The 24,388-nt window shown below is 63.6% G+C and carries 16 protein-coding genes; 12 read left to right on the top strand and 4 right to left on the bottom strand.

The genetic code is table 11. The annotated features are described in order from the left end of the window. The first annotated feature begins 25 nt into the window (after window positions 1-25). From NMQ03_RS20945 to NMQ03_RS20890, 12 genes are all read left to right on the top strand, one after another. The gene (locus tag NMQ03_RS20945) at window positions 26-2,014 is read left to right on the top strand and encodes a penicillin-binding transpeptidase domain-containing protein (RefSeq protein ID WP_255173818.1); all 1,989 of its coding nucleotides are present in this window, start codon (window positions 26-28) and stop codon (window positions 2,012-2,014) included. A gap of 24 nt (window positions 2,015-2,038) precedes the next feature. Then, window positions 2,039-3,721 (top strand): ATP-binding cassette domain-containing protein, encoded by a 1,683-nt coding sequence (locus NMQ03_RS20940; RefSeq protein ID WP_255173817.1) that lies wholly within the window; start codon window positions 2,039-2,041, stop codon window positions 3,719-3,721. A 48-nt stretch (window positions 3,722-3,769) separates the two neighbouring features. Continuing rightward, on the top strand, window positions 3,770-4,540 hold the full coding sequence (locus NMQ03_RS20935; RefSeq protein ID WP_255173816.1) for a DeoR/GlpR family DNA-binding transcription regulator: 771 nt from the start codon (window positions 3,770-3,772) through the stop codon (window positions 4,538-4,540). Then, window positions 4,537-5,751 (top strand): MFS transporter, encoded by a 1,215-nt coding sequence (locus NMQ03_RS20930; RefSeq protein WP_255173815.1) that lies wholly within the window; start codon window positions 4,537-4,539, stop codon window positions 5,749-5,751. The genes NMQ03_RS20935 and NMQ03_RS20930 overlap by 4 nt, the downstream gene beginning before the upstream one ends. A gap of 22 nt (window positions 5,752-5,773) precedes the next feature. Next, window positions 5,774-7,270, top strand: coding sequence for a bifunctional phosphatase PAP2/diacylglycerol kinase family protein (locus NMQ03_RS20925; protein WP_255173814.1), 1,497 nt, complete (start codon window positions 5,774-5,776; stop codon window positions 7,268-7,270). 145 nt (window positions 7,271-7,415) lie between these two features. Continuing rightward, on the top strand, window positions 7,416-8,342 hold the full coding sequence (locus NMQ03_RS20920) for an ABC transporter ATP-binding protein (protein WP_255173813.1): 927 nt from the start codon (window positions 7,416-7,418) through the stop codon (window positions 8,340-8,342). Further along, window positions 8,339-9,232 (top strand): ABC transporter permease, encoded by an 894-nt coding sequence (locus NMQ03_RS20915; protein WP_255173812.1) that lies wholly within the window; start codon window positions 8,339-8,341, stop codon window positions 9,230-9,232. Before NMQ03_RS20920 ends, NMQ03_RS20915 begins: the two co-directional genes overlap by 4 nt. A gap of 270 nt (window positions 9,233-9,502) precedes the next feature. Beyond that, complete coding sequence (locus NMQ03_RS20910; protein ID WP_255173811.1) at window positions 9,503-10,909, top strand: amino acid permease; 1,407 nt, start codon at window positions 9,503-9,505, stop codon at window positions 10,907-10,909. A 22-nt stretch (window positions 10,910-10,931) separates the two neighbouring features. Then, complete coding sequence (locus NMQ03_RS20905; protein WP_255173810.1) at window positions 10,932-12,233, top strand: M18 family aminopeptidase; 1,302 nt, start codon at window positions 10,932-10,934, stop codon at window positions 12,231-12,233. 463 nt (window positions 12,234-12,696) lie between these two features. Then, window positions 12,697-16,941, top strand: coding sequence for a DUF4082 domain-containing protein (locus tag NMQ03_RS20900; RefSeq protein WP_255173809.1), 4,245 nt, complete (start codon window positions 12,697-12,699; stop codon window positions 16,939-16,941). A 201-nt stretch (window positions 16,942-17,142) separates the two neighbouring features. Continuing rightward, window positions 17,143-17,730, top strand: a complete 588-nt coding sequence (locus NMQ03_RS20895; RefSeq protein WP_255173808.1) for a hypothetical protein — start codon at window positions 17,143-17,145, stop codon at window positions 17,728-17,730. A 6-nt stretch (window positions 17,731-17,736) separates the two neighbouring features. Continuing rightward, the gene (locus NMQ03_RS20890) at window positions 17,737-18,441 is read left to right on the top strand and encodes an O-antigen ligase family protein (protein WP_255173807.1); all 705 of its coding nucleotides are present in this window, start codon (window positions 17,737-17,739) and stop codon (window positions 18,439-18,441) included. 23 nt (window positions 18,442-18,464) lie between these two features. Here the strand turns inward: NMQ03_RS20890 and NMQ03_RS20885 are convergent, their stop codons facing one another. The 4 genes from NMQ03_RS20885 to NMQ03_RS20870 all read right to left on the bottom strand — a co-directional run bounded on the left by NMQ03_RS20885 (window position 18,465) and on the right by NMQ03_RS20870 (window position 24,349). Beyond that, window positions 18,465-18,821, bottom strand: coding sequence for a hypothetical protein (locus NMQ03_RS20885; RefSeq protein WP_255173806.1), 357 nt, complete (start codon window positions 18,819-18,821; stop codon window positions 18,465-18,467). A gap of 1,536 nt (window positions 18,822-20,357) precedes the next feature. Continuing rightward, complete coding sequence (locus tag NMQ03_RS20880) at window positions 20,358-21,488, bottom strand: glycosyltransferase (protein ID WP_255173805.1); 1,131 nt, start codon at window positions 21,486-21,488, stop codon at window positions 20,358-20,360. Window positions 21,489-21,556: 68 nt separating this feature from the next. Continuing rightward, a complete protein-coding gene (locus NMQ03_RS20875) occupies window positions 21,557-23,074 on the bottom strand; it encodes a polysaccharide biosynthesis tyrosine autokinase (RefSeq protein ID WP_255173804.1) in 1,518 nt (505 codons plus the stop codon). Between the two features lie 177 nt (window positions 23,075-23,251). Continuing rightward, complete coding sequence (locus NMQ03_RS20870; RefSeq protein WP_255173803.1) at window positions 23,252-24,349, bottom strand: acyltransferase; 1,098 nt, start codon at window positions 24,347-24,349, stop codon at window positions 23,252-23,254. Between the last annotated feature and the right edge of the window lie 39 nt (window positions 24,350-24,388).

The raw sequence follows: 24,388 nt of genomic DNA, 5'->3' as shown, positions 1-24,388 counted from the left end.
GCCCGGGCCGGGGGATAATGGCGCGATGGGGAAATCAACAAAACTTTCGCTTGCCATAGCTGGACTCATCCTTGGTACCTCGCTGGTGGCCTGCGACGACGGAAAATCCGGGGCGGAAGCCGCGGCACAACAGCTTGCCGGCGCGGTTTCGGCGCTGGACGTAGGGTCTGTGGCTTTCGAAGGCAAGGATGCCGCCGCGGCCAACGACCAGCTGCACCAGGTCTTTGCCGGCCTGGACCCGCAAAAGCCCGAGGTCCAGGCCGGTGCCCTGACGCTGGACGGAGACAAGGCGTCCGCGCCCTTGAACTACACCTGGAAATTCGGCGATGCCGAGTGGAAGTACACCATCGCGGCCAACTTCAAGAAGTCCGGTGACAAATGGCTCACCGTCTGGGACCCGGCCATCCTGGCACCAGGCCTCGCGGACAGCGAGATTGTGACCAAGGGATCCCAGTCCCCCCAGCGCGCCGACATCCTTGGCGCCGGAGACGTCCCGCTGGTGACCTACCGTCCCGTGGTGAATGTGGGCATCGACAAGCCCCAGCTGGGCGCCGCAGATCCTGCCGATTCCGCCGGAAAGCTGGCAGCACTGGTAGGGGTGGACCCGGCCGCGTACGTGCAGCAGGTAAAGGCGGCCGGGGCGCAGGCCTTCGTTCCCGCGATCACGCTGCGTGAAGAAGGCCGGACCATTTCCGATGAGCAGATCCAGGCCATTCCCGGCGCCCGCGGCATTCCGGCATCGATCCCCCTGGCCCCGAGCAGGACGTTTGCCCGCGCAGTCCTTGGCTCGGTCGGCGAAGCCACCGCAGAACAGATCGACGCGTCGAAAGGTGCCCTGACCGCCGGCGACGTGACGGGCATCGGCGGGCTCCAGCGGCAGTATGATGAACAGCTTCGCGGATCAGACGCCGTCGTGATCCGCGCGCAGCGGGCAGACCTGACCCGGGAACAAATCCAGTCTGCGGGAACGGATCCCCGGCGGGTCCTTTTCCAGGTGGCGCCCAAGCCCGGGACGCCGTTGAAGACCACGCTCGATCCCCGTCTGCAGTCGCTGGCTGAAACCACCCTGGAAAAGGTGGGGCCGGCCTCCGCGATAGTGGCCCTCCGCCCCTCCACGGGCGCAGTTTTGGCAGCGGCCTCGGGGCCTGGCAGCAACGGTTACAACACCGCGATGCTGGGGCAGTACGCCCCGGGCTCCATTTTCAAGATGGTGGATTCCCTCGCCATGTTCCGCAACGGAATGACGCCGGATTCCACCGTACAGTGCACCCCAACGCTCGCTGTCGACGGACGGACCTTCAAGAACTCCGAAGGCTATCCCGAGACCTCCCTGGGCGCCGTCACGCTGCGGGACGCCTTTGCGCACTCCTGCAACACCGCCTTCATCTCGCAGCGCGACGCGGTTTCACAGGGCCAGCTTGAAGCGGCCGCCACGTCCATGGGTGTGGCCGTTGAGGCGCCCAAACTTGGTGCGGAGGCGTTCCTGGGGTCCGTTCCCGGCGAGGCCCAAGGCACGGAGCACGCAGCCTCCATGATCGGCCAGGGCAAGGTGCTGCTCTCTCCTTTGGCAGCAGCGATCATGGCCGGATCTGTCGCCAAGGGTGCTCCGGTCTCTGCCCAGCTTGTCCTGAATCCCGACGCCGGAGCTCCCGCCGCCGGGACAACGGCGGGATCCACTGCTCCAGCAGCCGAAGCGACGGCGACGGCCACGGCCGAGGCGCCCTCCACGGCGTCGGACAAGCCCATCACCGCAGCGGAGGCGGCCTTGCTGGCCGACATGATGCGCGCCGTGGTCACGTCCGGGCACGCAGGCTTCCTTTCCAGCGTCCCCGGTGCTCCGGTGGGAGCCAAGACCGGAACGGCCGAGTTCGGCACGGAGAACCCGCCCAAGACCCACGCCTGGATCGTGGCCGTCCACGGCGACCTCTCCGTGGCCGTCTTCGTCGAGGACGGCGGCCTGGGCGCCACCACCTCCGGCCCGCTCCTGAAGCAGTTCCTCACCGCGGTAAGCTAGGTACGGCATGGGAAGATTGACGGCGTGGCCCATATTGACGTTTCCGGCATTGACTACTTCCTCTCCGACGGTACCCAGCTCCTGAACGGGGTGACCTTCAAGGTTCCGGACGGGACCAAGACTGCCCTGATCGGTCCCAACGGGACAGGCAAGACAACCTTGTTCCGGATCATCGCGGGGGACCTGGTTCCGGACGAAGGGGTCATCGGCCGCTCCGGCAACATGGGCATCATGCGCCAGTTCGTGGGCCAGGTGCGGGACGGCTCCAGCGTCCGGGACCTCCTGGTCTCTGCCGCTCCCCCGGCCCTGGCGGCCGCTGCCCGCGAGGTGGACGAGGCCGAACTGGCCATGCTGGAGCACGACGACGAACCCACCCAGATGCGGTACGCCCAGGCGATCGTGGACTGGGGCGATGCCGGCGGCTACGACGTCGAAACCGTCTGGGACGAGGTGTGCATGGCCGCGCTGGGGCTACCGTTTGACCGCGCGCAGCACCGCCCGGCGTCGACCCTTTCCGGCGGTGAGCAGAAGCGCCTGGTGCTGGAGGCACTTTTCGCCGGCCCGGATGACCTCCTGCTCCTGGACGAGCCGGACAACTACCTGGATGTCCCAGGCAAGCGCTGGCTCGAGGAAAAGCTGAATGAGTCGAAGAAGACGGTCTTCTTCATCAGCCACGACCGGGAACTGCTGAACAACGCTGCTGGCCGCATTGTCACCCTGGAGCCCGGAATCAACGGCGCTGCGGCCTGGATCCACGGCGGTGGCTTTGGGTCCTACGTGGAGGCCCGCGCGGACCGGAACGCACGTTTCGAGGAGCTCCGCAAGCGCTGGGACGAGGAGCACATCAAGCTCAAGGAACTCGTCAACATGTACAAGAACAAGGCTGCCTTCCGCTCTGACATGGCCAACCGGTACCACGCGGCGCAGACCCGGCTGGCCAAGTTCCTGGAGGTGGGGCCGCCCGAGGCGCTCCCCATCGAGCAGAACGTCCAGATGCGGCTCAAGGGCGGCCGGACGGCCAAGCGGGCCATCGTGGCCGAGCGGCTGGAGCTGACGGGCCTGATGAAGCCGTTCTCCACCGAAGTGTGGTTTGGTGACCGCGTGGGCGTGCTGGGCTCCAACGGCTCCGGCAAGTCGCACTTCCTGCGGCTGCTGGCCACCGGCGGCACCGACCCCGAACGCGAGCACCTGCCAGTCTCCGACGTGGAGATCGCCGAGGTGCCGCATGAGGGAACCGTGAAGCTTGGTGCCCGGATCCGGCCCGGATTCTTCGCCCAGACCCATGTCCGTCCGGACCTGTTGGGCAAGACGCTGCTGGAAATCCTGCACCGCGGGGATGAACACCGGTCCGGGCTGGGCCGTGAGGCGGCCGCCGGCGCGCTGGACGGCTACGGCCTGGCGGGGCAGTCGGAACAGAAGTATGAGTCCCTCTCCGGCGGCCAGCAGGCGCGGTTCCAAATTCTGCTCCTCCAGCTCAGCGGGGCCACGCTGCTCCTGCTGGACGAGCCCACGGACAACCTGGACCTGCATTCGGCCGAGGCGCTGGAACGGGCCATCGACCATTTCGAAGGCACCGTCCTGGCGGTCACTCACGACCGCTGGTTTGCGCGGACATTCGACCGGTTCCTGGTGTTTGGCTCGGACGGGAAAGTTTACGAGTCTCCGGAACCGGTGTGGGACGAGCAGCGCGTAGAGCGCGCCCGCTAGACCCTCCATCTCCATGATCAATTGATCACAAATTGATAGCATTTGATCATGAAGACGGATGAGCGGCACCGTGCCATAGCCGAGGTCCTCCGGCGGCAGTCAGAGGCAAGCGTGGAAGAGCTGATGCAAACGTGCGGCGCTTCCGGCGCGACCATCCGCCGCGACCTCGAAGTACTCGCCGGCCACGGCGTGCTGAGAAGGGTCCACGGCGGCGCCAAGAGCCTCATCGGGCAGGGGCAAAACCCTGGCTACGGCCAGCGCGAGCTGGAGGAGCAGGACGGCAAGAGCCGTGTCGCGGCTGCCGTCGCCGGCCTCCTGGCTGACGGCGAACACGTCTGGCTGGACAGCGGAAGCACAGCCACCGCGGTGGCCCGGGCCGTGGCCGGCAGGGAACTGACGCTGATGCCCATGTCCCTGCAGGCCCTTAACGCGGCGGCCGGGAGCGGTGGCGCCGATGGTTTACGCCCGGCACTGCTGTTGCCCGGGGGCAGCGTGGTGCCCGGTGAACTCTGCTTCCGCGGACCCCTGGCCGAGTCCAATATCAGGTCGCTTCGCTTTGACACCGCCGTGCTCACGCCCTGTTCCGTGGACTTCAAGGGACTCCTGGCCCACGACCTTGACGATGCTGCGGTCAAGACAACCGGCCTGGAATCAGCAGCACGGGTGGTGGTGGCCGCCACGGCTGCAAAGTGGCAGGCGCATGCCAGGGTGCTCGTGGCCGCCCTGGACCGCGTGGACGTCATCGTGACAGACCGGACACTCAGCGCGCAGGACAAAGCCGAACTCGAAAAATACTCAGTGGAAGTAGTGAGCGTATGAGCACCAGCACCGGTACGGAACAGCAGGCAGGCCTGAAGGCTGCCGCTGTGGCAACGTTCGTGGTCTTCGGCATCAACGGGCTTGTTTTTGCCAGCTGGGCCGCCAGGATCCCTGCCGTCACCCAGACGCTGCAGATCACCTCCGGCCAAATGGGCACACTGCTGCTGTGCACAGCCGTGGGCTCCCTGCTCGCGCTGCCCACCGCCGGCCTGGTGGTGGGCAGGATAGGAACGGCCAACACGGTCCGCTTTGCCGGACTCCTGGCGGCGGCCGCGGGCGTGGGCATCGCCATGTCACTCCTGGCAACATCCATTCCCGGAACGGCCGTGTCACTGTTCTTCTTCGGCATTGGAATTGGCCTCTGGGATGTGGCGCAAAACATCGAAGGTGCTGACGTGGAGCACAAGCTCAGGCGCACCGTCATGCCCCAGTTCCACGCAGCCTTCAGTGGCGGCGCCTTCGTAGGCGCCCTGGTGGGAGCGGGGCTGTCAACCCTCGGCGTGGACCTGCCATTGCACCTCATGGTGATCGCAGCCGTGGTGGTGCTGGTGGCGCTGACCGTGCCGCGCTACTTCCTCCCCCACATATCAACGGCCCCTGTGGACGGGGAGCCAAAACAAGCCAAGGGACCGTCCGCCTGGCGGGACAGCAGGACCCTGCTTATTGGTGTGGTGGTCCTCGGCGCCACGCTTACCGAAGGGGCCGGCAACGACTGGATCGCCAAGGCCTCGGTGGACGGGCTCGCAACCTCCGAATCCACCGGCGCCCTCATGTTCGCTTTGTTCGTCCTGGCCATGACGGCCATGCGGTTCCTCGGCGGCCGGGTCATCGACAAATATGGACGGGTAGCGGTACTGCGCGCCAGCATGGCCGCGGCGGCCGCAGGGTTGGGTCTCTTCGTGCTGGCAACCAACATCTGGCTGGCCGGTGTCGGTGCCGCACTGTGGGGAGTAGGTGCCGCCCTGGCCTTCCCCATGGGCATGTCCGCCGCGTCCGACGACCCGAAGCACTCAGCAGCGCGTGTCTCCGTAGTATCCACTTTGGGGTATATATCGTTCCTCGCGGGACCGCCCCTGCTCGGCTACCTCGGCGACCTGATCGGCATCCATACTGCGCTGCTGGCAATCATGGCGCCCATCCTTTTAGCGCTGCTCCTTGCGGGAGCTGCAAGGCCCCTGCCAGTTGAACGGGAGTCGGCTGAAGGGGAGTAGCCGTTGGGGTTAGGGTGATCACATGCAGAGCACCAGGCGCAGGGGCCGGACGTGGATCAGCCGCCTCGATAGATACCTTCTAGGGCATGTTTCCCGCTTGCCCGGAGGAAACCACGACGTCTTCTTCCGCCGCCTTTCCGCTTCAGCAAACCAGGGCAAGCTTTGGATAGGAACGGCAGCGGTCCTGGTGCTCTTCCCCGGCAAGACGCGGAGGGCGGCGGTGCATGGCCTGATCGCCCAGGGCGTGGCCTCCGCCGTCACCAACGTGGTCTTCAAGACACTGCTCCCCCGGACGCGTCCACTGCCCGAGCACCTGCCCGTCTTCCGCTTTGTGCACCCGCAACCCACGAGTTCCTCTATGCCGTCCGGACATTCGGCGTCAGCTGTGGCGTTCGCGGTGGGAGCCGGACTGGTGCGTCCGGCGCTGGGGGCCGCACTCGCGCCGGCAGCCCTAGGGGTGGCGTACTCGAGGGTCCACACCGGGGCGCACTGGCCTTCGGATGTCCTTTTCGGTTCGGCTCTGGGTGCTGGTGCTGCCCTGGTAACGCGCCACTGGTGGCCGGTCCGGCCGCCCATTCCGCAGACCAGGCGTATGTGGACCACTGCCCCCGCCCTCCCGAACGGCGAGGGGCTCAGCATCGTGGTGAACACCCTCGGCGGCTCCTTTAAGGAGGAGACTGCATCCGCCCTCCAGGAAGTATTTCCAAAGGCGCATATAAATACTGTTCAGCCTGACGAGGACTTGGTGGAGCGCATCGCTGCCACTGCCGACTTTCCCGGGACCCGGGCCCTGGGTGTGTGGGGCGGGGACGGGACTGTGGGCGCGGCGGCTGCCGCCGCCGTCGAACGCAACATTCCTCTGCTGGTCCTGCCCGGCGGAACGCTCAACCACTTTGCGCGCGACGCGGGAACAGGAAGCCTGAAGGATGCGGTCGAGGCTGCGGGCAAGGGCGAGGCTGCCCTGGCGGACGTCGGCGTGGTCACTGTGGAACGCGGGCTGGCCGGAAACCCTGAGGTGTCGGAGCTGATCATGCTCAACACCTCCAGCGTGGGCCTCTACCCGAATTTTGTGCGCCGGCGGGAGCACCTGCAGCCGGCCCTGGGGAAGCCGCTGGTAGGCGTCGTGGCCATGTTCCGGACGTTCGCGGTAAGCACCCCCATCACACTGACTGTGGACGGCGTCCGGCACAAAGTGTGGATCGCCTACCTGGGCCGGGGCCGCTTCTACCCGCGTGACCACGCTCCGTTGATCAGGCCCGTAATGGATGACGGGGTTCTGGACGTCCGCCTGATCACCGCTGATGAACGCTTTGCCCGGCTCCGCCTGCTCTGGTCCGTGCTGACGGGCACGGTGGCAAGCTCCGGGATCACGCACCTCCGGGAGGCAACGGAAGTGCGGATCGACGCCGGCGGCGCCCCCATGGCACTGGCTGTGGACGGAGAAGCGCTGGCAGGAGTCCGCAAAGTGGCCTATGGAGTACGTCCCCGGGCGCTGACCTACTACTCGCCCCGTCCGTAGCGGGGCCGGGGTGGAGAACTACCCTGATTCGCCCCTGAATCATCCCTGAGAAGCGGCGAAAAGCGGTGGTGGCCTCGGTACCGTGGGGAAGGTAGCCGCACCCCACAACGTCTGCAGCCGTCCGCTGCCGTTCAAAGGATGATCCATGATCGAGGTAAACGGGCTGACCAAGGTCTACGGCGCCAAAACCGCCGTGGCCGGTGTCAGTTTCACCGTCCGGGCCGGGCAAGTCACCGGCTTCCTTGGCCCTAACGGGGCAGGAAAGTCCACCACGATGCGCATGATCATGGGGCTGGACCGGCCGACGTCGGGGTCCGCCACCGTGAACGGGCTGCCCTACGTCCAGCACAAGGCTCCCCTGCGGGAGGTGGGCGCCCTGCTTGATGCCAAGGCAGTACACACCAGCCGCAGCGCCTATAACCACCTGCTGGCCATGGCAGCCACCCACAGCATCCCCAAAGCCCGGGTGCACGAGGTAATCGAGATGACCGGACTGGAAGCGGTGGCGCGCAAAAAGGCCGGCGGGTTCTCGCTGGGCATGGGCCAGCGCCTTGGAATCGCGGCTGCCCTGCTGGGTGACCCGCAGACACTCATCCTCGACGAACCCGTTAACGGGCTGGACCCTGAGGGAGTGGTGTGGGTCCGCAACCTGGTTCGGTATCTAGCCGGGCAGGGGCGCACAGTGTTCCTCTCCAGCCACCTGATGAGCGAAATGGCTCAAACCGCCGACCACCTGATCGTCATTGGCCGCGGCCGGGTCATTGCTGACGCCCCGATCCAGGACATCATCACCGGCAAGGGCCAATCCCGCGTCCGCGTCCGCACCGACCAGCCAGAGCGCCTCCACCAGCTGCTCACCGGACGGGGTGCTTCCATTGCCGTTCCGGAACGTGAACTGCTCGAGGTAACAGGCCTTGACCCGAAAACCATTGCGGCCGCGGCCCTGGAAAACCAGGTGATGGTGTATGAACTCACGCCGCTTGTTGCAAGCCTGGAGGAGGCGTATATGGAACTGACCAAGGACGACGTCGAATACCACTCCCTGCCCGCTGCGGAGGTAAGCCACCCATGAGCTCCACGACCACTGAATCAATGCCCCCGCGCGAGCCGGCGCCCTCCCCTGCCGGGCACGCCGCCCGCAACGCCGGACGGTCCCTTCCTGGCCCAACCTTTGTCCGGGTCCTTAACTCTGAAGTTATTAAGTTCCGCAGCCTGCTCTCCACGCTGATCCTGCTCGCTTCCACCGCTGTGGTCATGGTTGGCTTCGGCGCCCTCTCAGCATGGGGGACGGGCCAGTTCGCCGATGCGGCCACCCGGGATCCGCAGGCCGCGGCCAGGATGGCGGCCCAGGGTGGAGACCTTGCCGTCAGCGTGCCCACGTCGGGCATCGCCTTTGCCCAGCTGATACTGGGGTCCCTTGGCGTGCTCCTGATGAGCTCCGAGTTCACCACCGGCATGTCACGGTCCACCTTTGCTGCGGTGCCCCGACGCCTTCCCGCCTTCGCCGCCAAGCTGGTGGTGGTAATGGTGACGTCGTTCGCAGTCACTGCCGTCTCCACGTGGGTGGCGGGCCTGGCGGCGGTGCCGATCCTGGACAACTATGGGCTCAAGCTGGACGTGGCCAGTTCGCAGTCGGTGAAGCTCCTCCTGGTCAACAGCGTCTATGTGGCTGCCGTGGCTGCCATCGGTATGGCACTGGGCACGCTGATCAGGAATTCGACCGGCGGCATCATGAGCCTGGTGGGCATTTTCTTCGTGGCACCCATTGCGTTCCAGCTGATTCCCGGGGACTTCTTCAAGGAGGCCCGCAAGTACCTGCCCGGCAATACCGTGGAGCCGCTGACAGCGGCCCAGCACGTTCCGGATACCCTGGAGGCTTGGCAGGCAGGGCTGGTCCTGGGCGCCTGGGTGGTCATCCCGGTCCTGCTCGCAGCCGTCCTGCTGAAACGCCGGGACGTGTAGCCCCCATCCTCTTTCCGCCACGCGCCCGCGGCGGGCGCGTGGTTTCGGGCACATTACAAATATGCCTGGAAGGCAACTTTTATTGCTCCTTGGTGTTTCCGCTTGGAGTGCTGTCCTGTTGGCGGGAATCAGATCTGTCGGACTGCACAAAGCAAGGCGCATAATGGCGGATCTAGGGTGAAACGACGATGTGGTGCATCACACGGTCCGCCGGGGTCCACCAAGGTACGTCGCTCAACCCATGCTATTTCCCAACAGGACGGCGCTTCCATGCATGCTGACCAGCAACTTTCAAAGTCCCTGAAACCCAGGCACCTGTCCATGATCGCCATCGCCGGCGTCATTGGTGCAGGCCTTTTCGTCGGCTCGGGGGCGGCCATCCAGCAGGCCGGCCCGGGCATCCTCGTGGCGTACGCGGCCGCCGGCCTGGTGGTCATCCTGGTGATGCGCATGCTGGGTGAGATGGCCGCAGCCAACCCTGAGACAGGCTCCTTCTCCACCTATGCGGACAAGGCGCTGGGCCGCTGGGCAGGGTTCAGCATCGGCTGGCTCTACGCCTGGTTCTGGATCATCGTCCTGGGCATCGAGGCCACCGCAGGCGCTGCGATCATGCACCGTTGGGTGCCGGGCATCGACCAGTGGGTGTGGGCCCTTGTCCTCATGGTGCTGCTGACGCTCACCAACCTCGGTTCCGTGAAGTCCTACGGGGAGTTCGAGTTCTGGTTCGCGTCCATCAAGGTCGCGGCCATCGTCCTCTTCCTCATCTTTGGCGTCGCCGCCATCCTCGGCCTCATCCCCGGCGTCCCCGCACCCGGCCTGAGTAACCTGGTCAACAACGGTGGGTTCATGCCCAATGGCCCGGGAGCCGTCCTGGTAAGCATCCTCGTGGTGGTCTTCTCCTTCTTCGGCGCAGAGATCGCCACCATCGCGGCCGGTGAGTCCGAAAACCCCGTGGACGCCGTGAAGAAGGCCGTGAAATCCACCGTCTGGCGCATCCTGGTCTTCTACATCGGCTCCATCGCCATCGTGGTCACGCTGCTTCCGTGGAACTCCGCCTCCGTGGCCAAGAGCCCCTACGTTGCCGTCATCGAACTGTTCGGTATCCCCGGCGCCGGAACCATCATGGACGTCGTGGTCCTCACCTCCGTGCTGTCATGCCTGAACTCCGGCCTCTACACGGCCAGCCGCATGCTGTTCTCACTCTCCACCCGCGGTGACGCGCCCCGCGCCTGGACCCGCATCTCCCGCCGCGGTGTCCCCGCCGCCGCCGTGCTGGCCTCCACCGTGGTGGGCTTCGTGACGGTGGGCCTGAACTACATTGCCCCGGACACCGTTTTCCTCTTCCTGGTCAACACCTCCGGCGCCATTGCCCTGTTCGTGTGGCTGGTCATCTCGGCCTCGCAGCTGGTCCTCCGCCGTCGGATGGGTGCCGCAGCCAAGGACCTGCAGCTGAAGATGTGGCTGTTCCCCTACCTCACCTGGGCGGCGATCATCAGCATTGTGGCTCTGCTCATCGGCATGGTGATCGTGGAATCCACCCGTGAATCCCTGCTGCTTTCGCTGGCATTGGCCGCCGTAGTGGTGGCAGTGGGCGTGCTCCGCTACCGGCGGAAGGGCGCAGCAGCCGCCGGACAGCCCGCAGTAGCAGCCGAGGCAGCCCCGGCTCCCGCGGAGTAGGCGCGGCGCTAGACTCGGGACCATGCCTTTGTCTTCCTCTGCCGCAGACCACATCCAGGACCTTGGCGCGTATGTGAGCGCATCGCCGTCGAGCTTCCACGCTGCGCATGAGGGGGGCCGGCGGCTGGAGGAAGCCGGATTCGTCCGCCTGGATGAACGGCAGCCGTGGGAGGGTGGCGCCGGATCATTCTTCGTGATCCGCGACGGTGCCCTGATCGCGTGGGTGGTCCCGGACGGTGCGGGACCGGCCACGGGGTTCAACATCCTCGGCGCGCACACCGATTCGCCGTCGTTCAAACTCAAGCCCAAACCCACCACCGGCGCCCACGGCTGGCTGCAGGCCGGGGTGGAGATTTACGGTGGACCGCTGCTGAATTCCTGGCTGGACCGCGAGCTCAGGCTCGCGGGCCGGCTGGTGATGCTCGATGGCACGGAGCACCTCGCGGCCACCGGACCGCTGCTGCGCTTCCCGCAGCTGGCCATCCACCTGGACCGGGCGGTGAACGAGGGTCTCACCCTGGATAAGCAGCGGCACATGAACCCCGTCTGGGGCCTGGGGAATCCCACGGATTCGGACCTGCTGGGTGTGCTGGCAGCTTCGGTTGCCGGCACATCCGTCGATCCGGGGCAGATCGGCGGGTACGACGTCGTCATTGCGGACACGCAGGCACCGGCAGTTTTCGGGGGCAAGGGGGAGTTCTTCGCATCCGGGCGGCTGGACAACCTTTCGGCCACGCACGCCGGCCTGGCGGCACTCATTGCCCATGCCGGCTCCGCCGGCACCGGCGGCCCCATTGCGGTGCTCGCTGCCTTCGACCACGAGGAAATCGGGTCCAACTCCCGCTCCGGTGCCTGCGGGCCCATCCTGGAAGACATCCTGGTGCGCATCTCCGACGGCCTGGGTGCAACGGTGAGCCAGCGGCGGCAGGCCCTGGCGGCGTCGTTCTGCCTCTCTGCCGACGCCGGCCACGCAGTGCATCCCAACTACCCCGAGCGGCATGATCCCGCCAACCACCCCGTGCTGAACGGCGGCCCGCTGCTGAAGATCAATGCCAACCAGCGCTACGCCACGGATGCCTTCGGTGCGGCCTTCTGGGCGCGGCTCTGTGGCGAAACCGGGGTGCCGTACCAGGAGTTCGTCTCCAACAACGTGATGCCCTGCGGCTCCACGATCGGCCCGCTCACCGCCACCCGCCTGGGCATCCGCACCGTGGACGTGGGTGTGCCGCTGCTGTCCATGCACTCGGCCCGAGAGCTGTGCGGCGTGGAGGATCCCCTTCGCCTGGCCGCCGTCACGGAGCTGTTCTTCCGGACCGCGGCGTAGGTCTTTAGGTATCCAGTAGGTATCCCGTTACTCCAGTAGGTATCCCGCAAGCTTGGTGCGGATTCCCGCATAGGTACCCCCTAAACCCTGATTAGGGGCCAGCTCACGCCTACGGTATGGATCACGGATGCCGTTAGGTACCCAGCCCGTAGTTATGGCTGGATACCAGGACCTTGCCGTCCTGCCAACAAATGGCCTCCGTCGACAACTGACTGATGCGACAGGGGAGGTACCGGGTAACCGGTGCTGGGGAGGTGTGGATTCTCCCTGCTCAGCCGAACGGCTCCTGCGCTGAACCACGGAGCCAATTATGACGTCTGCATCTGGAATCCCCTTCCGACCGGTCCCGCGTCACTGGATTCTGGCGCTGGTTCTTGCGCTGATTTGTTCCGCGTTGCCCGTGGTTGCCGGACCGGGCTGGGTGCTTCCGGCACGGGCTGCCACACCTTGTGACCCGCCCGTGGTGAGCAAAGTAGCGTGCGAGAACACGCTGGCGGGCAATCCGGCCAGCGAGTGGCAGGTCAGCGGTGCGGGCGACAGCAGCATCCAGGGCTATGCGACGTCCATGAGTGTGAACGTCGGCCAAACCGTCACATTCAAGGTGAAAACGAACGCCAAGGCGTACCGAATCGACGTCTACCGGTTTGGTTACTACCAAGGATCAGGCGCCCGCAAAGTTGCAGCAAACATCCTCCCCTCAGCCGCACTTCCCCAGACCCAGCCCAGCTGCCTGACGTTTTCCGCCACGGGTTTGATTGATTGTGGCAACTGGGCCGTCTCTGCGTCCTGGGCCGTCCCGGCAACCGCGGTGTCCGGGGTTTACATCGCCCGCCTGGTCCGGACGGATACAGGCGGAGCGAGCGTCGTCCCATTCGTTGTCCGCGACGACGCGGCTAAGTCGGCGGTGCTGTTCCAGACGTCTGACACTACCTGGCAGGCCTACAACTCGTACGGTGGCAACAGTCTCTACACTTGTTCCGTATCCTGCCCGGCGGGAAACCCACAGGCATATAAAGCAGCGTTCAAGGTGTCCTATAACAGGCCGTTTCACTCGGCTGCCGACGACTCGGGCCGCAGTTGGCTGATGTACGCGGAATACCCCATGATCCGGTTTTTGGAATCGAACGGTTATGACATCAGTTACATGAGTGGGTTGGATGTGGCCACCAAGGGATCCCTGATCCTGAACCACAAGTCCTTCCTCTCGGCTGGACATGACGAGTACTGGTCGGCCGACCAGCGGACCAACGTCACTGCTGCCCGCGATGCTGGCGTCAACCTTGCCTTCTTCAGCGGTAATGAGATGTTCTGGAAGACCAGATGGGAACCCAGCGCCGACGGCACCAACACGGCCGGGCGGACCCTTGTGTCGTACAAGGACACACACTTCAACGCTCCCACGGACCCCGTGACCTGGACGGGCACGTGGCGGGACCCCCGGTTTGGTACAGCCAACGGTGGCGGAAACCCCGAGAATTCCCTGACCGGCCAGTACTTCATGGTGAACTCAGGGACGACTGACATTGTTGTGCCTGCCGCCTACAAGCAGCTAAGGCTGTGGCGTGGAACATCGATCCCCGCCATGGCAAGCGGGGCTTCAGTAACACTGGGAAGCGGTTTGGGAACGCTCGGCTATGAATGGGACAGCGATGCGGTCAATGGCTTCCGGCCAGCGGGATCCTTCCGGTTATCCCAGACAACAAACACGGCTGCGGAAGTCTTTACGGATTACGGCTCCACCACCAAACAGGGCGCGACGGCCGTACACAATCTCACTATGTATAAAGCAGCCAGCGGGGCCATGGTTTTCGGCGCTGGTACCGTCCAATGGTCGTGGGGTTTGGACCCCTTCACCACAGGCAAGACGGTGGACCGGAACATGCAGCAGGCCACCGTCAACCTCTTCGCGGACATGTCGGCGCAGCCAGCCACGTTGATATCAGGGCTCAGCACGGCACAGCCCTCCACAGACACAACGGCTCCGACATCGGCCGTGTCCACTCCAGCCGCAGGTACCTCAGTAGCCGACGGCACAGTTGTCACGGTAAGCGGGACCGCATCAGATGTGGGCGGGGTCGTTGCAGGGGTTGAAGTGTCAACGGACGGTGGCGCGACTTGGCAGCGCGCAAATGGAACCACCAACTGGACCTTCAGCTGGAATGCACATGGCAGCCCGACATCCGTCCTGCGCTCCCGTGCTGTCGATGACAGCGGCAACCTCGAGTCCGGATCGCCCGGGGTGTCGACGTCTGTTACTTGCCCTTGTTCAGTTCTGGGCCGGAATATTTCCCCCTCGTCCCCTGACGCGGGGGACCCCAATTCGCTGGAAATCGGCGCCAAGTTCTACTCCGACGTAGCCGGAACCATCAGCGGCATCAGGTTTTACAAGTCGGCCAAGAACACCGGAACCCATGTCGGCAACGTCTGGAGCGTTAGCGGCCAACGACTGGCCACCGTCACTTTCTCCGGCGAATCTGCCAGTGGCTGGCAAACGGCCCTCTATTCGCCGCCCCTGGCAATCACGGCGGGCACCCAATATGTGGTGTCCTACTTTGCGCCGGCCGGACACTATGCGGAAGACCCCGGATATTTCTACAACAATCCTTCGCCTTCCGGCGGAACAAGTCCGGTTGACAGTGCTCCGCTGCACTTCACCAGGAGCGTGCCCAACAGACCCAATGGCTTCTATAAGTACGGAACCACCTCCGCTTTCCCGGACCAGGTCTACGATGCCGAAAACTACTGGGTAGATCCGATCTTCACGGAGACGGGCACGGTTGCTCCCGCAGTGTCGTCAGTTTCCCCAATCAACGGCGCCAACGGTGTGGACCCCGCCGTTGTTCCGGCGGCCACCTTCAACCAGGCCGTTGCCGGCACGTCAGTTGTATTTACTTTGACGAGTGCGGCGGGTGCTGTGCCCGGAACCGTAACCTACGACGCCATCAGCAATACGTCGTCATTCCATCCCAACAGCCCATTGGCTTACGCTACGACATACACCGCAACCGTCAGTGGAGCTACGAACTCGGCAGGACAGGCGATGGCCTCCCCTTACACGTGGCAATTCACGACGGCTTCCGCTCCGGCTGCACCTGTTGTGGCATCGGCCAACCCCTCGAACAACGCGACAAATGTGACAGTGGATGTGAAGCCCAGTGCGACATTTGACCAAGCCGTCACTCCTGGCTCCATCCAGTTCACGCTGAAGAATGCTGTGGGTGCAGGCGTCGGAGGAGCAACTTCATACGACGCGGTTTCGAATACAGTCAGCTTCACCCCTTCCCCTGCCCTGTCCTATGGCATGACATACACGGCCACCGTTAGCGGAGCAACCAACTCAACAGGCCAGACCATGACGGCTCCATACACATGGTCCTTCGCTACCGCAGCTCCACCTGCCACCTGTCCATGCACCGTTTTTGATCCATCTGCAGTGCCGCTGGTCGCGTCAGATTCAGACACCGGCGGCGTCGAATTGGGAATGAAGTTCCGCTCCGATGCAGCCGGTACCGTAACGGGGGTCCGGTTCTACAAGGGGACGGCCAACACAGGCTCGCACACCGGCCACCTCTGGTCCTCCAGCGGAGCGCTGCTCGCCTCCCTGACTTTCTCCACCGAGACGTCATCGGGATGGCAACAGGCAACCTTCTCTTCACCGGTGTCCATCGCGGCAAACACCACGTACATCGTCTCGTACTACGCACCCAGAGGCGGCTATTCAGCAGATTCCGGCTTCTTCAGCGCTTCGGCGGACCGGTCTCCGCTCCATGGGTTGGCCAGCGGGGTGGATGGGCCCAACGGTGTGTACCGCTATGGGACCTCACCGGGTTTCCCCACCGACAGTTTTAACAACACCAACTACTGGGTGGACGTCGTGTTTTCCACCTCTACTGCACCTGTCGCGCTTACCGTAACGGCCAGTACGCCTGCAGACGCCGCTGCCGGACAGCCCGTGGCGACAAAGCCCACCGCGACGTTCAACCAGGATGTCGTTTCGAGTTCGATTAATTTTGCGTTGCAGGATACTTCGGGGACAATCGTTCCCGGATCGGTCAGCTACGATGCCACCACTTATACGGCCACGTTTGCTCCGTCCTCCGCGCTGGCCTACGGAGCCACCTTTAAGGCCACCGTCAGCGGAACCACGAATGTGTCTGGTCAAAGCATGGGTTCGCCCTACACGTGGTCCTTCAGCACGGCGGCGGCACCCGCCACCTGTCCATGCACTGTCTTCAGCCCGGCAGCCACTCCAGCGACCATAACGGTGAATGACAGCGCCGGAGTGGAACTGGGTATGAAGTTCCGCTCAGACGTATCGGGTAACGTGACGGGAATCCGGTTCTATAAGGGGACATCCAACACCGGCACCCACACCGGCCATTTGTGGTCCTCCTCCGGCACGCTCCTGGCCTCGCTGACCTTCTCGGCGGAATCTGCCTCGGGCTGGCAGGAAGCGAGCTTCACCACCCCCGTGGCGATCGCAGCCAACACGACCTACATCGTCTCCTACTACGCGCCCCGGGGGTTCTACTCCGCCAGCGGGGGCTACTTCACCGGTGGAGGGGCAGACAATCCGCCCCTCCACGGCCTTGCGAGCGGTGTTGATGGGTTAAACGGCATTTACCGGTACGGCGCATCGTTCGGTTTTCCAGCAGACAGCTACAACGACACCAACTACTGGGTGGATGTTGTTTTTGCCACCCCGTAGCGACCGGAGCTGTTCTTCCGGACCGCTGCGTAGTTCCTTTCCTTTGTGGCTCCACAAAGGTCCGTGCGGGTACCCACATGCCCGGCTTGAGGCCCCTAGTTCCTGCACAGAGCCCCATCTACGGTGAAAGTGCAGATGCCTGTAGGGCGGACCCCGCTTTGCCGCAGCTGCGCCTTGGCTGCAAGGGAAAGGCTGGAACTCATGGGGCTGTTCACCGAGGCTCTCTACCTTGGAGTGGGATTCGCCGCCGTCGTGCTGGGGCTGGTGGCAGCTCTCACGCACCCTGACCGGCGGAATATCCTCGCATTCCTTCTCGGCGTTTCCGCGGGGCTTGTCGCGGTGCAGATCTTCAGGGTCCATATCTTTACGGTCCTGGCCGTCGCCTGGGTCTTCCTGCCGGGCCGGGTGAGGAACAGGGGAGCCCTCAAGCCCATTGCGGTGCTTCTGGCGGCCTCAATGCTGCTGGCGTCAACCACACTTCTCGGCGACCTGGTCAACAGTCCGACACTTGGCCTTCAGCTTCTGGGGCTGGCGGCCTCAGCATCGCTGGTGGCACTGACGTCGAACCGGCAGGATATAGCTGCCATGCTGTGGGGCCTCCTGGCCGTCTCCACCGTTGGCAGCGCAGTGGGTGTCCTCCAGGTGTTCCAGGTCATCCCCATGGATCTCTGGCACCTGCATATCAGCTCAATCGGCCGCCCCACCGGGATCTATCCTGAACCTGACTGGCTGGGAATGTTTTCCGGCGTGGGCGTGCTGCTGAGCTGGCGCCTCTCTATGTCCCGGTAAGCAAAGGTGGCACTTTTCCTGCCAAATATCACCGTCTTTATCCTGGCCATGGCCCGGGCATCGTGGATTGCACTCCTGGTTTGCGTGGTTGCAGCATCAGTGGCATCGGTAGTCCACAGGTACCGGGGATCGACCATTACCGTCGGGACGGGACCTCGGCGCGGGCGGTGGGCCGCTGTGGTCATTGCCGCCGTCGCTGCCATCGTGGCCGTGGCAGCCATTCCACAGTTGCAGGAGGATGTGGCCGCCCGGGCGTCCACGATGCTGGGAACGGTCCAGGAGGACGATATCTCCGGTCAGGCACGGATCAGGCAGAATGATTCCCTCTTCGAACTGGCCAGGTCCATTCCGGTATACGGGCATGGCCTGAGCGCTGCGGGACGGGTAGGGGTGTGGGGCCAAATAAATACCGTGGGAGAGTCCCAGAACAACGTGGCCAGCAACTGGGTCCTGGGCATGTGGGTGGACGGCGCGTTGTTCGCGGTGCCCCTGATTATCTTCCTGATAGGTCTTGCGCTGGTGCGGGTGCGCAGTCTCCCAGGCCAGCTTCTGCTCTTCACGCTCGTGTGCAGTTTGTTTTCCAACGCCGTGTTCTTCCCCGTGACGTGGCTTTTTGTTGGGTTGGCAATGATCGCGGCCCCAGGTACCAGGAAAGCGTTGACCCGTCCCCGCCACCGCCTGGAAGGCGCGCCTTGCTTAAGCATAGCCTAGGAGCCCGGCGCAGCGGGGAGGGGCTAATCCAGTGGATTGCGTGGAGCTGCCAGCCGGGCCCAATCGCGCGCTGCCTGACGGTGGAAGGATTCGGCAGCCCTGGAAGCTTCTGCCCGTCCGTCCGAGACAGCGAATTCAATCGCCTTGAGCCAACCCTCCACGTCGCCCGCCGAGCCGTTCTGTCCGCTCACCAATAGCCGTGACTCCGGCCCAAAGAGATCGCCCAGGCTCGTTTCGGAACGCCCGACCACCGGCACGGCGTGCTCAAGCGCCCGGATGGCTATCCCGCTCTGAAAGAAGCGCTTGTAGGGAATGAGTATGACGGTGCTGTCAGCAATCAGCTGGTCCAGTTCGTCTTCCGGGACAAACCGTGCGTCCACCGTCCATCCCTTGACTGCTTACCATCCACGCCCGATGATCTCGCAGTCGTAGCCGGATCCCAGATGCTCGGCCAGCGATTCCAGGAGGTCCAGATCCCGGTCCCGCTTGTACTGCCCCAGGACGCGTATCCTGGGCGGGGCCCCTGTGACCGACCATACTGGTTGCGGGCGTCTCCTTTGAGGGTGGAAGTACCGGGTGGCGTACTAACGCTGAGGCGTCAACTCCCCTTGAACGCATTGCCTTGGCAGCCTCTTCGCTGTGAACCAGCGCTCCAGGCCGTCTTTTCAGCGTCCGCATGAGGGCGGATACCATGCGGCCGCTTCCGGTTGACCTGACCAACGGGTCGGGGTCGTGATAGACCACCCACGAGGAACTCCCGCACATCACCTTGACCAGGAGTAGGTCCCAAAAACCCAAAACAGGCCAGGTGACCAAAACCCGGAGTGGGGCGCTGCTGCGCCGTGTGTGCCAACCAGCACGTCCCAGCAGTTCAACGTATTCCAGCAGCCACGCGAGCCGGTGCTTGCCAGAGACGGAGGGTTCATCAAGGGACCGGACCTGGGCCGGGACACCCGCATCCACCAGGTGCTGGTGAAGCGCGTTGGTGTAGTGCCTCAGGGCGCCTCCCAGGGGGTTCACGATGATGACGCCCCCCGGTTGCATGGGACGGGCTCCGGCAGCCAGCGTCCGGCCGGCGCGAAGCCCGGACAGCAGGGGACGGATCGTGCCCATGTGCTGGTTTTTGATGAGGTCCCGGGCCACGGAGCGCACCAAAAGGTACGGTGCGGACGCCTGGGCCTGGAATCGTGACCCATGCTTGGCATGGAAGAGTTGGATGTTCCGTGTCAGGTAGAACGGCGGAACACCGTTTGAATGCTGCCAGGCAAAAGCCTGCGGACACACCTGCACCTTCCACCCGTGGCGACGGAGGGTTTGATGATGGTCCGTTTCCTCCATGTACAGGAAATAGGTTTCATCAATCGGGTAACGGACCAGTATGCCGCGCCGGAACATCAGGAGGGCGCCGTCAAGCCACGACACCGGTTGTGGGGGAGCTGCGGACGGCCCGGGCCGTGCCGTCAGATGTCCGCGGTGGCGGGGTAGGCCCAGGACTTTGGTGAAGCGTCCCCCTTCCGACCAATTGGTGTTCCCGTCGTCTCCCGTAACCAGTACGGGTCCAACCACGGCTGTTCCCCGATCTTCCGCGAGGGCGGCACGGAGGAGGGCCAGGCAGTCTGCTTCGGGCCGTGACTCATGGGTGGCGACCAGAAGGTATTGCCATCCGTAGCTGTTTTTCTCATGCCAGGCCGCTCCACGGTTGACGGCTGCACCGTAACCGGCGTTCGCAATGTAAATCGAATGTGCACCCGGTGGCATGAGGTTCTCCACCTCGGCCTGTCGCAGGGTCTCCTCACTATTGTCCACTACGAGGATCCGGTCCGGGGCGACGCCACCTGCAACAAGGGCGTCGAGGGTGGCTCCCAGCGTCCCGTAGCTGCGGTGGTGCACCACCACGGCCGCCAGGTCCGGGATGATCATGCGGCATTCCCAACCGTGAGCCGGCTTGCTGGTTTTCGCGACGGCCCCACCGCCGCCACAAGCGCTCGTTCATAACTGCTGCAGACATCCTCCCAGTTGTAGTGGAGGATGGCGCGCTCCCTGTTTGCCTGCCTTGCCTTCACCCGGAGGCCGGCGTCCGACAACATGTGGCGCAGCGCGTCGGCGATGGCCGCCGGATCGGCAGGGACGAGATGCTCCGGGGCGCCGAGGACCTCGCTGTTGTACGCGGTGCGGCGCGCTACCACCGGTGCTCCACACGCCATCGCCTGCACCAGGGCCGGATTTGTCCCTCCTACACTGTGGCCGTGGAAGTAGACCCCGGCATGTTGCCACAGCGACAGCAGTTTATTGTCGTCGCTGAGGTGGCCAAGCCACGTGACATTCGGATGCCGGGCGCTCAACGTTTTCGCGTCTTCGTCGAAGGAACCGCCGTACCCGCTGGAGCCCACAATGACTACAGGATGTTCCCCGGCTATCTTCTCCACTGCCTGGAAGAACTCCGACACCGTGTTCTCAGGGACGAAGCGGGCCACCATGAGTACGTAGGAGTCCCGTGTGAGGCCCGGGACAACCTCCAACGGAACCGGAACGTCGCCCCCATATGGAATGAACACGGATTCCCGGCCAAAGTCCACTTTCCAGCGCCGTTGAATTTCGACGGCGTCGCTCACCAAAAGCGTCCCGAAGCGGGCGGTAAGACGGGCGCCGAGCTTGAACACGAGTTTTGCGAAGCCGTTCCATTTGGCACGTTCCCATTCGATTCCATCAACGTTCACAACGGTAGGTATGCCACGCAGTTTCAACAGCGGCAGCCAGAACCCGTTCGCCACGTTCATCACCAGCGCGACATCCGGCTTCTCTCGAAGGCAGTGCAGAACGGCGGTGAGGCCGAATGACAGGGTGCTCAGTGACTTGCTTTCCAGACCCGGGGTGGTGGTGGTCCGGACCCGGGGGTCGCGGGCAGCATCATCATCCTTGGTGGAACCTGGTAAGCAATACACATTGACATCCCAGCCTTTGCCGGCGAGAAAGGGTGCGATCTTCCTGACTGCAGTTTCGAATCCGCCGTAGTAGCTCGGATAACCGCGAGTACCGATGACTGCCACAGTTTTGGGCATTTTCATTCTCCTGTATCCCATGCAAGCCACTCCAGGCATTTTTCCGTTGCCGGCAGCTACGACGCTTTTCGGATTTCCTTGGGGGCGCTTTCATGAACGTCAGTGCTGTCCGGGCTTCCGGAGGATGACGTGTGCGGGGCTGCCATGTAGGAACCGTAGTAGGCGTAGGCATCCACGCCCTTAGTGGGAACGCAGTTGAATATCACGCCGAGGACGGAGGCCTTGACCGTGTGAAGTATTTTCAGCGACCTTTCCAGTTCGTCCCGCGTGGTTTGTCCGGCCCGGACCACCACGATTACTCCGTCGGCGGCACGTGACAGGACAGCCGCGTCCGTGACTGGAAGCAGAGGGGGCGCATCGATGAGCACGGTGGCTCCGGCTGCAAGGGTGGTAAGCAGTTGCTTCATGGCATTGGTGCCGAGCAGTTCGCTTGGATTGGGCGGGAATGGTCCTGAGCCCAGGATCGAGAGATTCGACAGGACGGTGGGCGCCTGGATGACGTCCACCAGTTTGGCCTGGCCGCTAAGGACATTGGTCACCCCGACTCCTGGGACAAGGTTGAAGGCTCCGGCAATGCGGGGACGGCGGAGGTCTCCATCCACGACGACGACCGGTTCGCCGGTAGCGGCCATTGTCACGGCCAGGTTCCCAGCAACGGTGGACTTGCCCTCGGAGGTCATTGGGCTTGTTACCAGGATGATGCGGGGACGGTGGTCGATGTCGAGGAACCTCAGGTTCGTCCTGAGTGACCGAAGAGCCTCGATAAAGGCGCGGTTCTGTACTTCTGTTCGCTGGAGTTCGTGGCGCTCCGTGCCAAGTACCTTGAGGGTATCGCTGATGTCCGGATCAAAGGGGAGCGTCCCGATCACCGGAACTTCGAAGAGGCGCTCGATTTCGCTGGAACTCCGCAGCCTGCGGTCAAGGTGGTGCCGGAGGAGCGCTGTGGCGTATGCGAGGAGCAGACCTGCAGCAGCACCCAACAGGAGCGCCAGCTGGATGTTTGGAGAAATTGGCGCAACGGGACGGGCCGCCTTATCCAGCGGAACCAAGCCCACCGGGAGGGCCGGGGAGGGTGCCTGACCGGCAGTGACGGAACTCTCGAGTAATTGGACTTGCTTGGCCAATTCGCTGATCCACGCGTCGGCTGTCCGCTGGGCCACGACCGGATCCGGAGAAGTGGCGGTAATGCGGATTTCCGCCGTTTCAACGGGGACGTTGACTGCAATCGTAGGGAGCAGGGCGTCTGCGGTGGTGTTCAGCCCCACCGATGCGATGACCTGATCTGCGATCAGGCGTGATTCAGCTATGGACTCGTAGTTCTTGATCTTGGACTTTGCCAGCGCATCCCCCGTCAGGAGTGTATTCACATTCTCAGAACCGACGGTGAGGACCAGCGCACTGGACTCTGCTGCGTATATGCGCGGCTGGAGGGCGCCCCATAGGGTGACCACTGCGGTGACCACAATTGTGATCACCGCAATGGAACGCCAGTAGAGCCTTGCCACCCGGACATAGCCACGGACTCCCATTCCGGTACCGGAGTCATCGCTGTTGACCTCATGCTTGCCTGTCACGATGTTCGTTCCTTTCCTCTTTCGGAGCGCCTGAAGGCGGGTGAACCCATCGGCCTGGGTGCAAAACTAACGCGGCATTGCTTGCTGCCGGGATGAACCTGTTGGCGCTTTGTGGAGATGCTGGAACAACAGTGTGGAAACTGCGGGCCCCCGCGACGGGTTTTTCAGGCGACCCCGTCAGGAGAATTTCGTTTTCCATTTGGCAGCGGGCTTAACAAGGGCTTGGTGGGTGAGGACCGCCAGGACCGCACTTGCCGGTATGGCGTACCAACCGACGTTGATGAGTTGGTCCGTTCCGGTGGCGAGCATAATCAGGATCGCTACCGGATAGTGCCAGATGTACAGCTCGTAACTGATCTTTCCGACGTACACGACGGGGCGAACCGAGAGGACGGTCTTCAAGCAAAATCTGCTCCGGTCACCCGCCACGATGGAAGCAATGATGGCCACTGTCCCGGCGGCAGCTGCTATGTAGGCCAGCGAATTTAGGGAAGGCCGGAATCCGGCGGCAACCACGGCAATGGCGATTACCAGCGCACCGGAATAACCCCACGACGGGGTGAAACGGACATCTGTGTGCTCAGCCAGCCACAAAGCAAAGCTGCATCCAAGGAACAGGCCTCCTGCTCGAAGGAAATAACTCGCGTCCTGTCCGGTCCAGCCCATCATGAGTTGTGCACCGTCCAGGAGAATTCCCAAAGTCAGGGCCACGATCCATTTGCCTGCAACGCGTCGCGAAAAGAGGAGTATCAATGCGAAGGGCCACATGAGGTAGAAGATTTCCTCAATTCCAAGGCTCCATGTTTGGAGCCAGGTGAGGCCGGCTTTACCGAAGAATTGGCCAGCAACGGGCGTCAGGTACGTGGCGGCCAAGGCGACTTCGATGAGGTGCTTGCTGCCCCTCACGAGCAACCCGAAAGGAAGGATTGCTACGATGGCTATGAGCAGTGCGGGATAAAGTCGGACCGCCCTGCGCCAATAGAAGAGGCCTAATCGGATCCGGTGATTCCGTTTCAATTCGGTGAGCAATATCGTCGTGATGAGGAAACCGGATAAAGCGAAAAAAATGTCCACACCGAGGAATCCCGCGAACGTCTGGGGCTGAAGGCCGTGATGTATGAGGACGAGCAGAATGGCAACAGCACGCAGGCCATCGAGGGCGGGGACATACTGCAGTCCCTTCGGATCCGGCAGTTGCTTGGATGGTGTGGTGGCACCCTTCGCTGGCGAATCAACAAGAAGGGCAGCCGAAAACCACGAAAGGGCTGTAGGCATTCGCATCCGTAGTCTCCTTTGGCATGTTGACTGCGTGTA

It is taken from the genome of Arthrobacter sp. DNA4 (assembly GCF_024362385.1).
In the GTDB taxonomy this organism is placed as follows: Bacteria; Actinomycetota; Actinomycetes; order Actinomycetales; family Micrococcaceae; genus Arthrobacter.
The sequence above is the reverse complement of the archived record's forward strand: the minus strand, read 5'-3'. Positions and strand labels throughout refer to the sequence as shown.

Excerpts from the sequence above, each read along its gene's own strand:
- NMQ03_RS20945 (WP_255173818.1), top strand. The coding sequence starts at position 26 with ATGGGGAAATCAACAAAACTTTCGCTTGCCATAGCTGGACTCATCCTT.
- NMQ03_RS20935 (WP_255173816.1), top strand. The coding sequence starts at position 3,770 with ATGAAGACGGATGAGCGGCACCGTGCCATAGCCGAGGTCCTCCGGCGG.
- NMQ03_RS20930 (WP_255173815.1), top strand. The coding sequence starts at position 4,537 with ATGAGCACCAGCACCGGTACGGAACAGCAGGCAGGCCTGAAGGCTGCC.
- NMQ03_RS20925 (WP_255173814.1), top strand. The coding sequence starts at position 5,774 with ATGCAGAGCACCAGGCGCAGGGGCCGGACGTGGATCAGCCGCCTCGAT.
- NMQ03_RS20920 (WP_255173813.1), top strand. The coding sequence starts at position 7,416 with ATGATCGAGGTAAACGGGCTGACCAAGGTCTACGGCGCCAAAACCGCC.
- NMQ03_RS20915 (WP_255173812.1), top strand. The coding sequence starts at position 8,339 with ATGAGCTCCACGACCACTGAATCAATGCCCCCGCGCGAGCCGGCGCCC.
- NMQ03_RS20910 (WP_255173811.1), top strand. The coding sequence starts at position 9,503 with ATGCATGCTGACCAGCAACTTTCAAAGTCCCTGAAACCCAGGCACCTG.
- NMQ03_RS20905 (WP_255173810.1), top strand. The coding sequence starts at position 10,932 with ATGCCTTTGTCTTCCTCTGCCGCAGACCACATCCAGGACCTTGGCGCG.
- NMQ03_RS20895 (WP_255173808.1), top strand. The coding sequence starts at position 17,143 with ATGGGGCTGTTCACCGAGGCTCTCTACCTTGGAGTGGGATTCGCCGCC.
- NMQ03_RS20870 (WP_255173803.1), bottom strand. The coding sequence starts at position 24,349 with ATGCCTACAGCCCTTTCGTGGTTTTCGGCTGCCCTTCTTGTTGATTCG.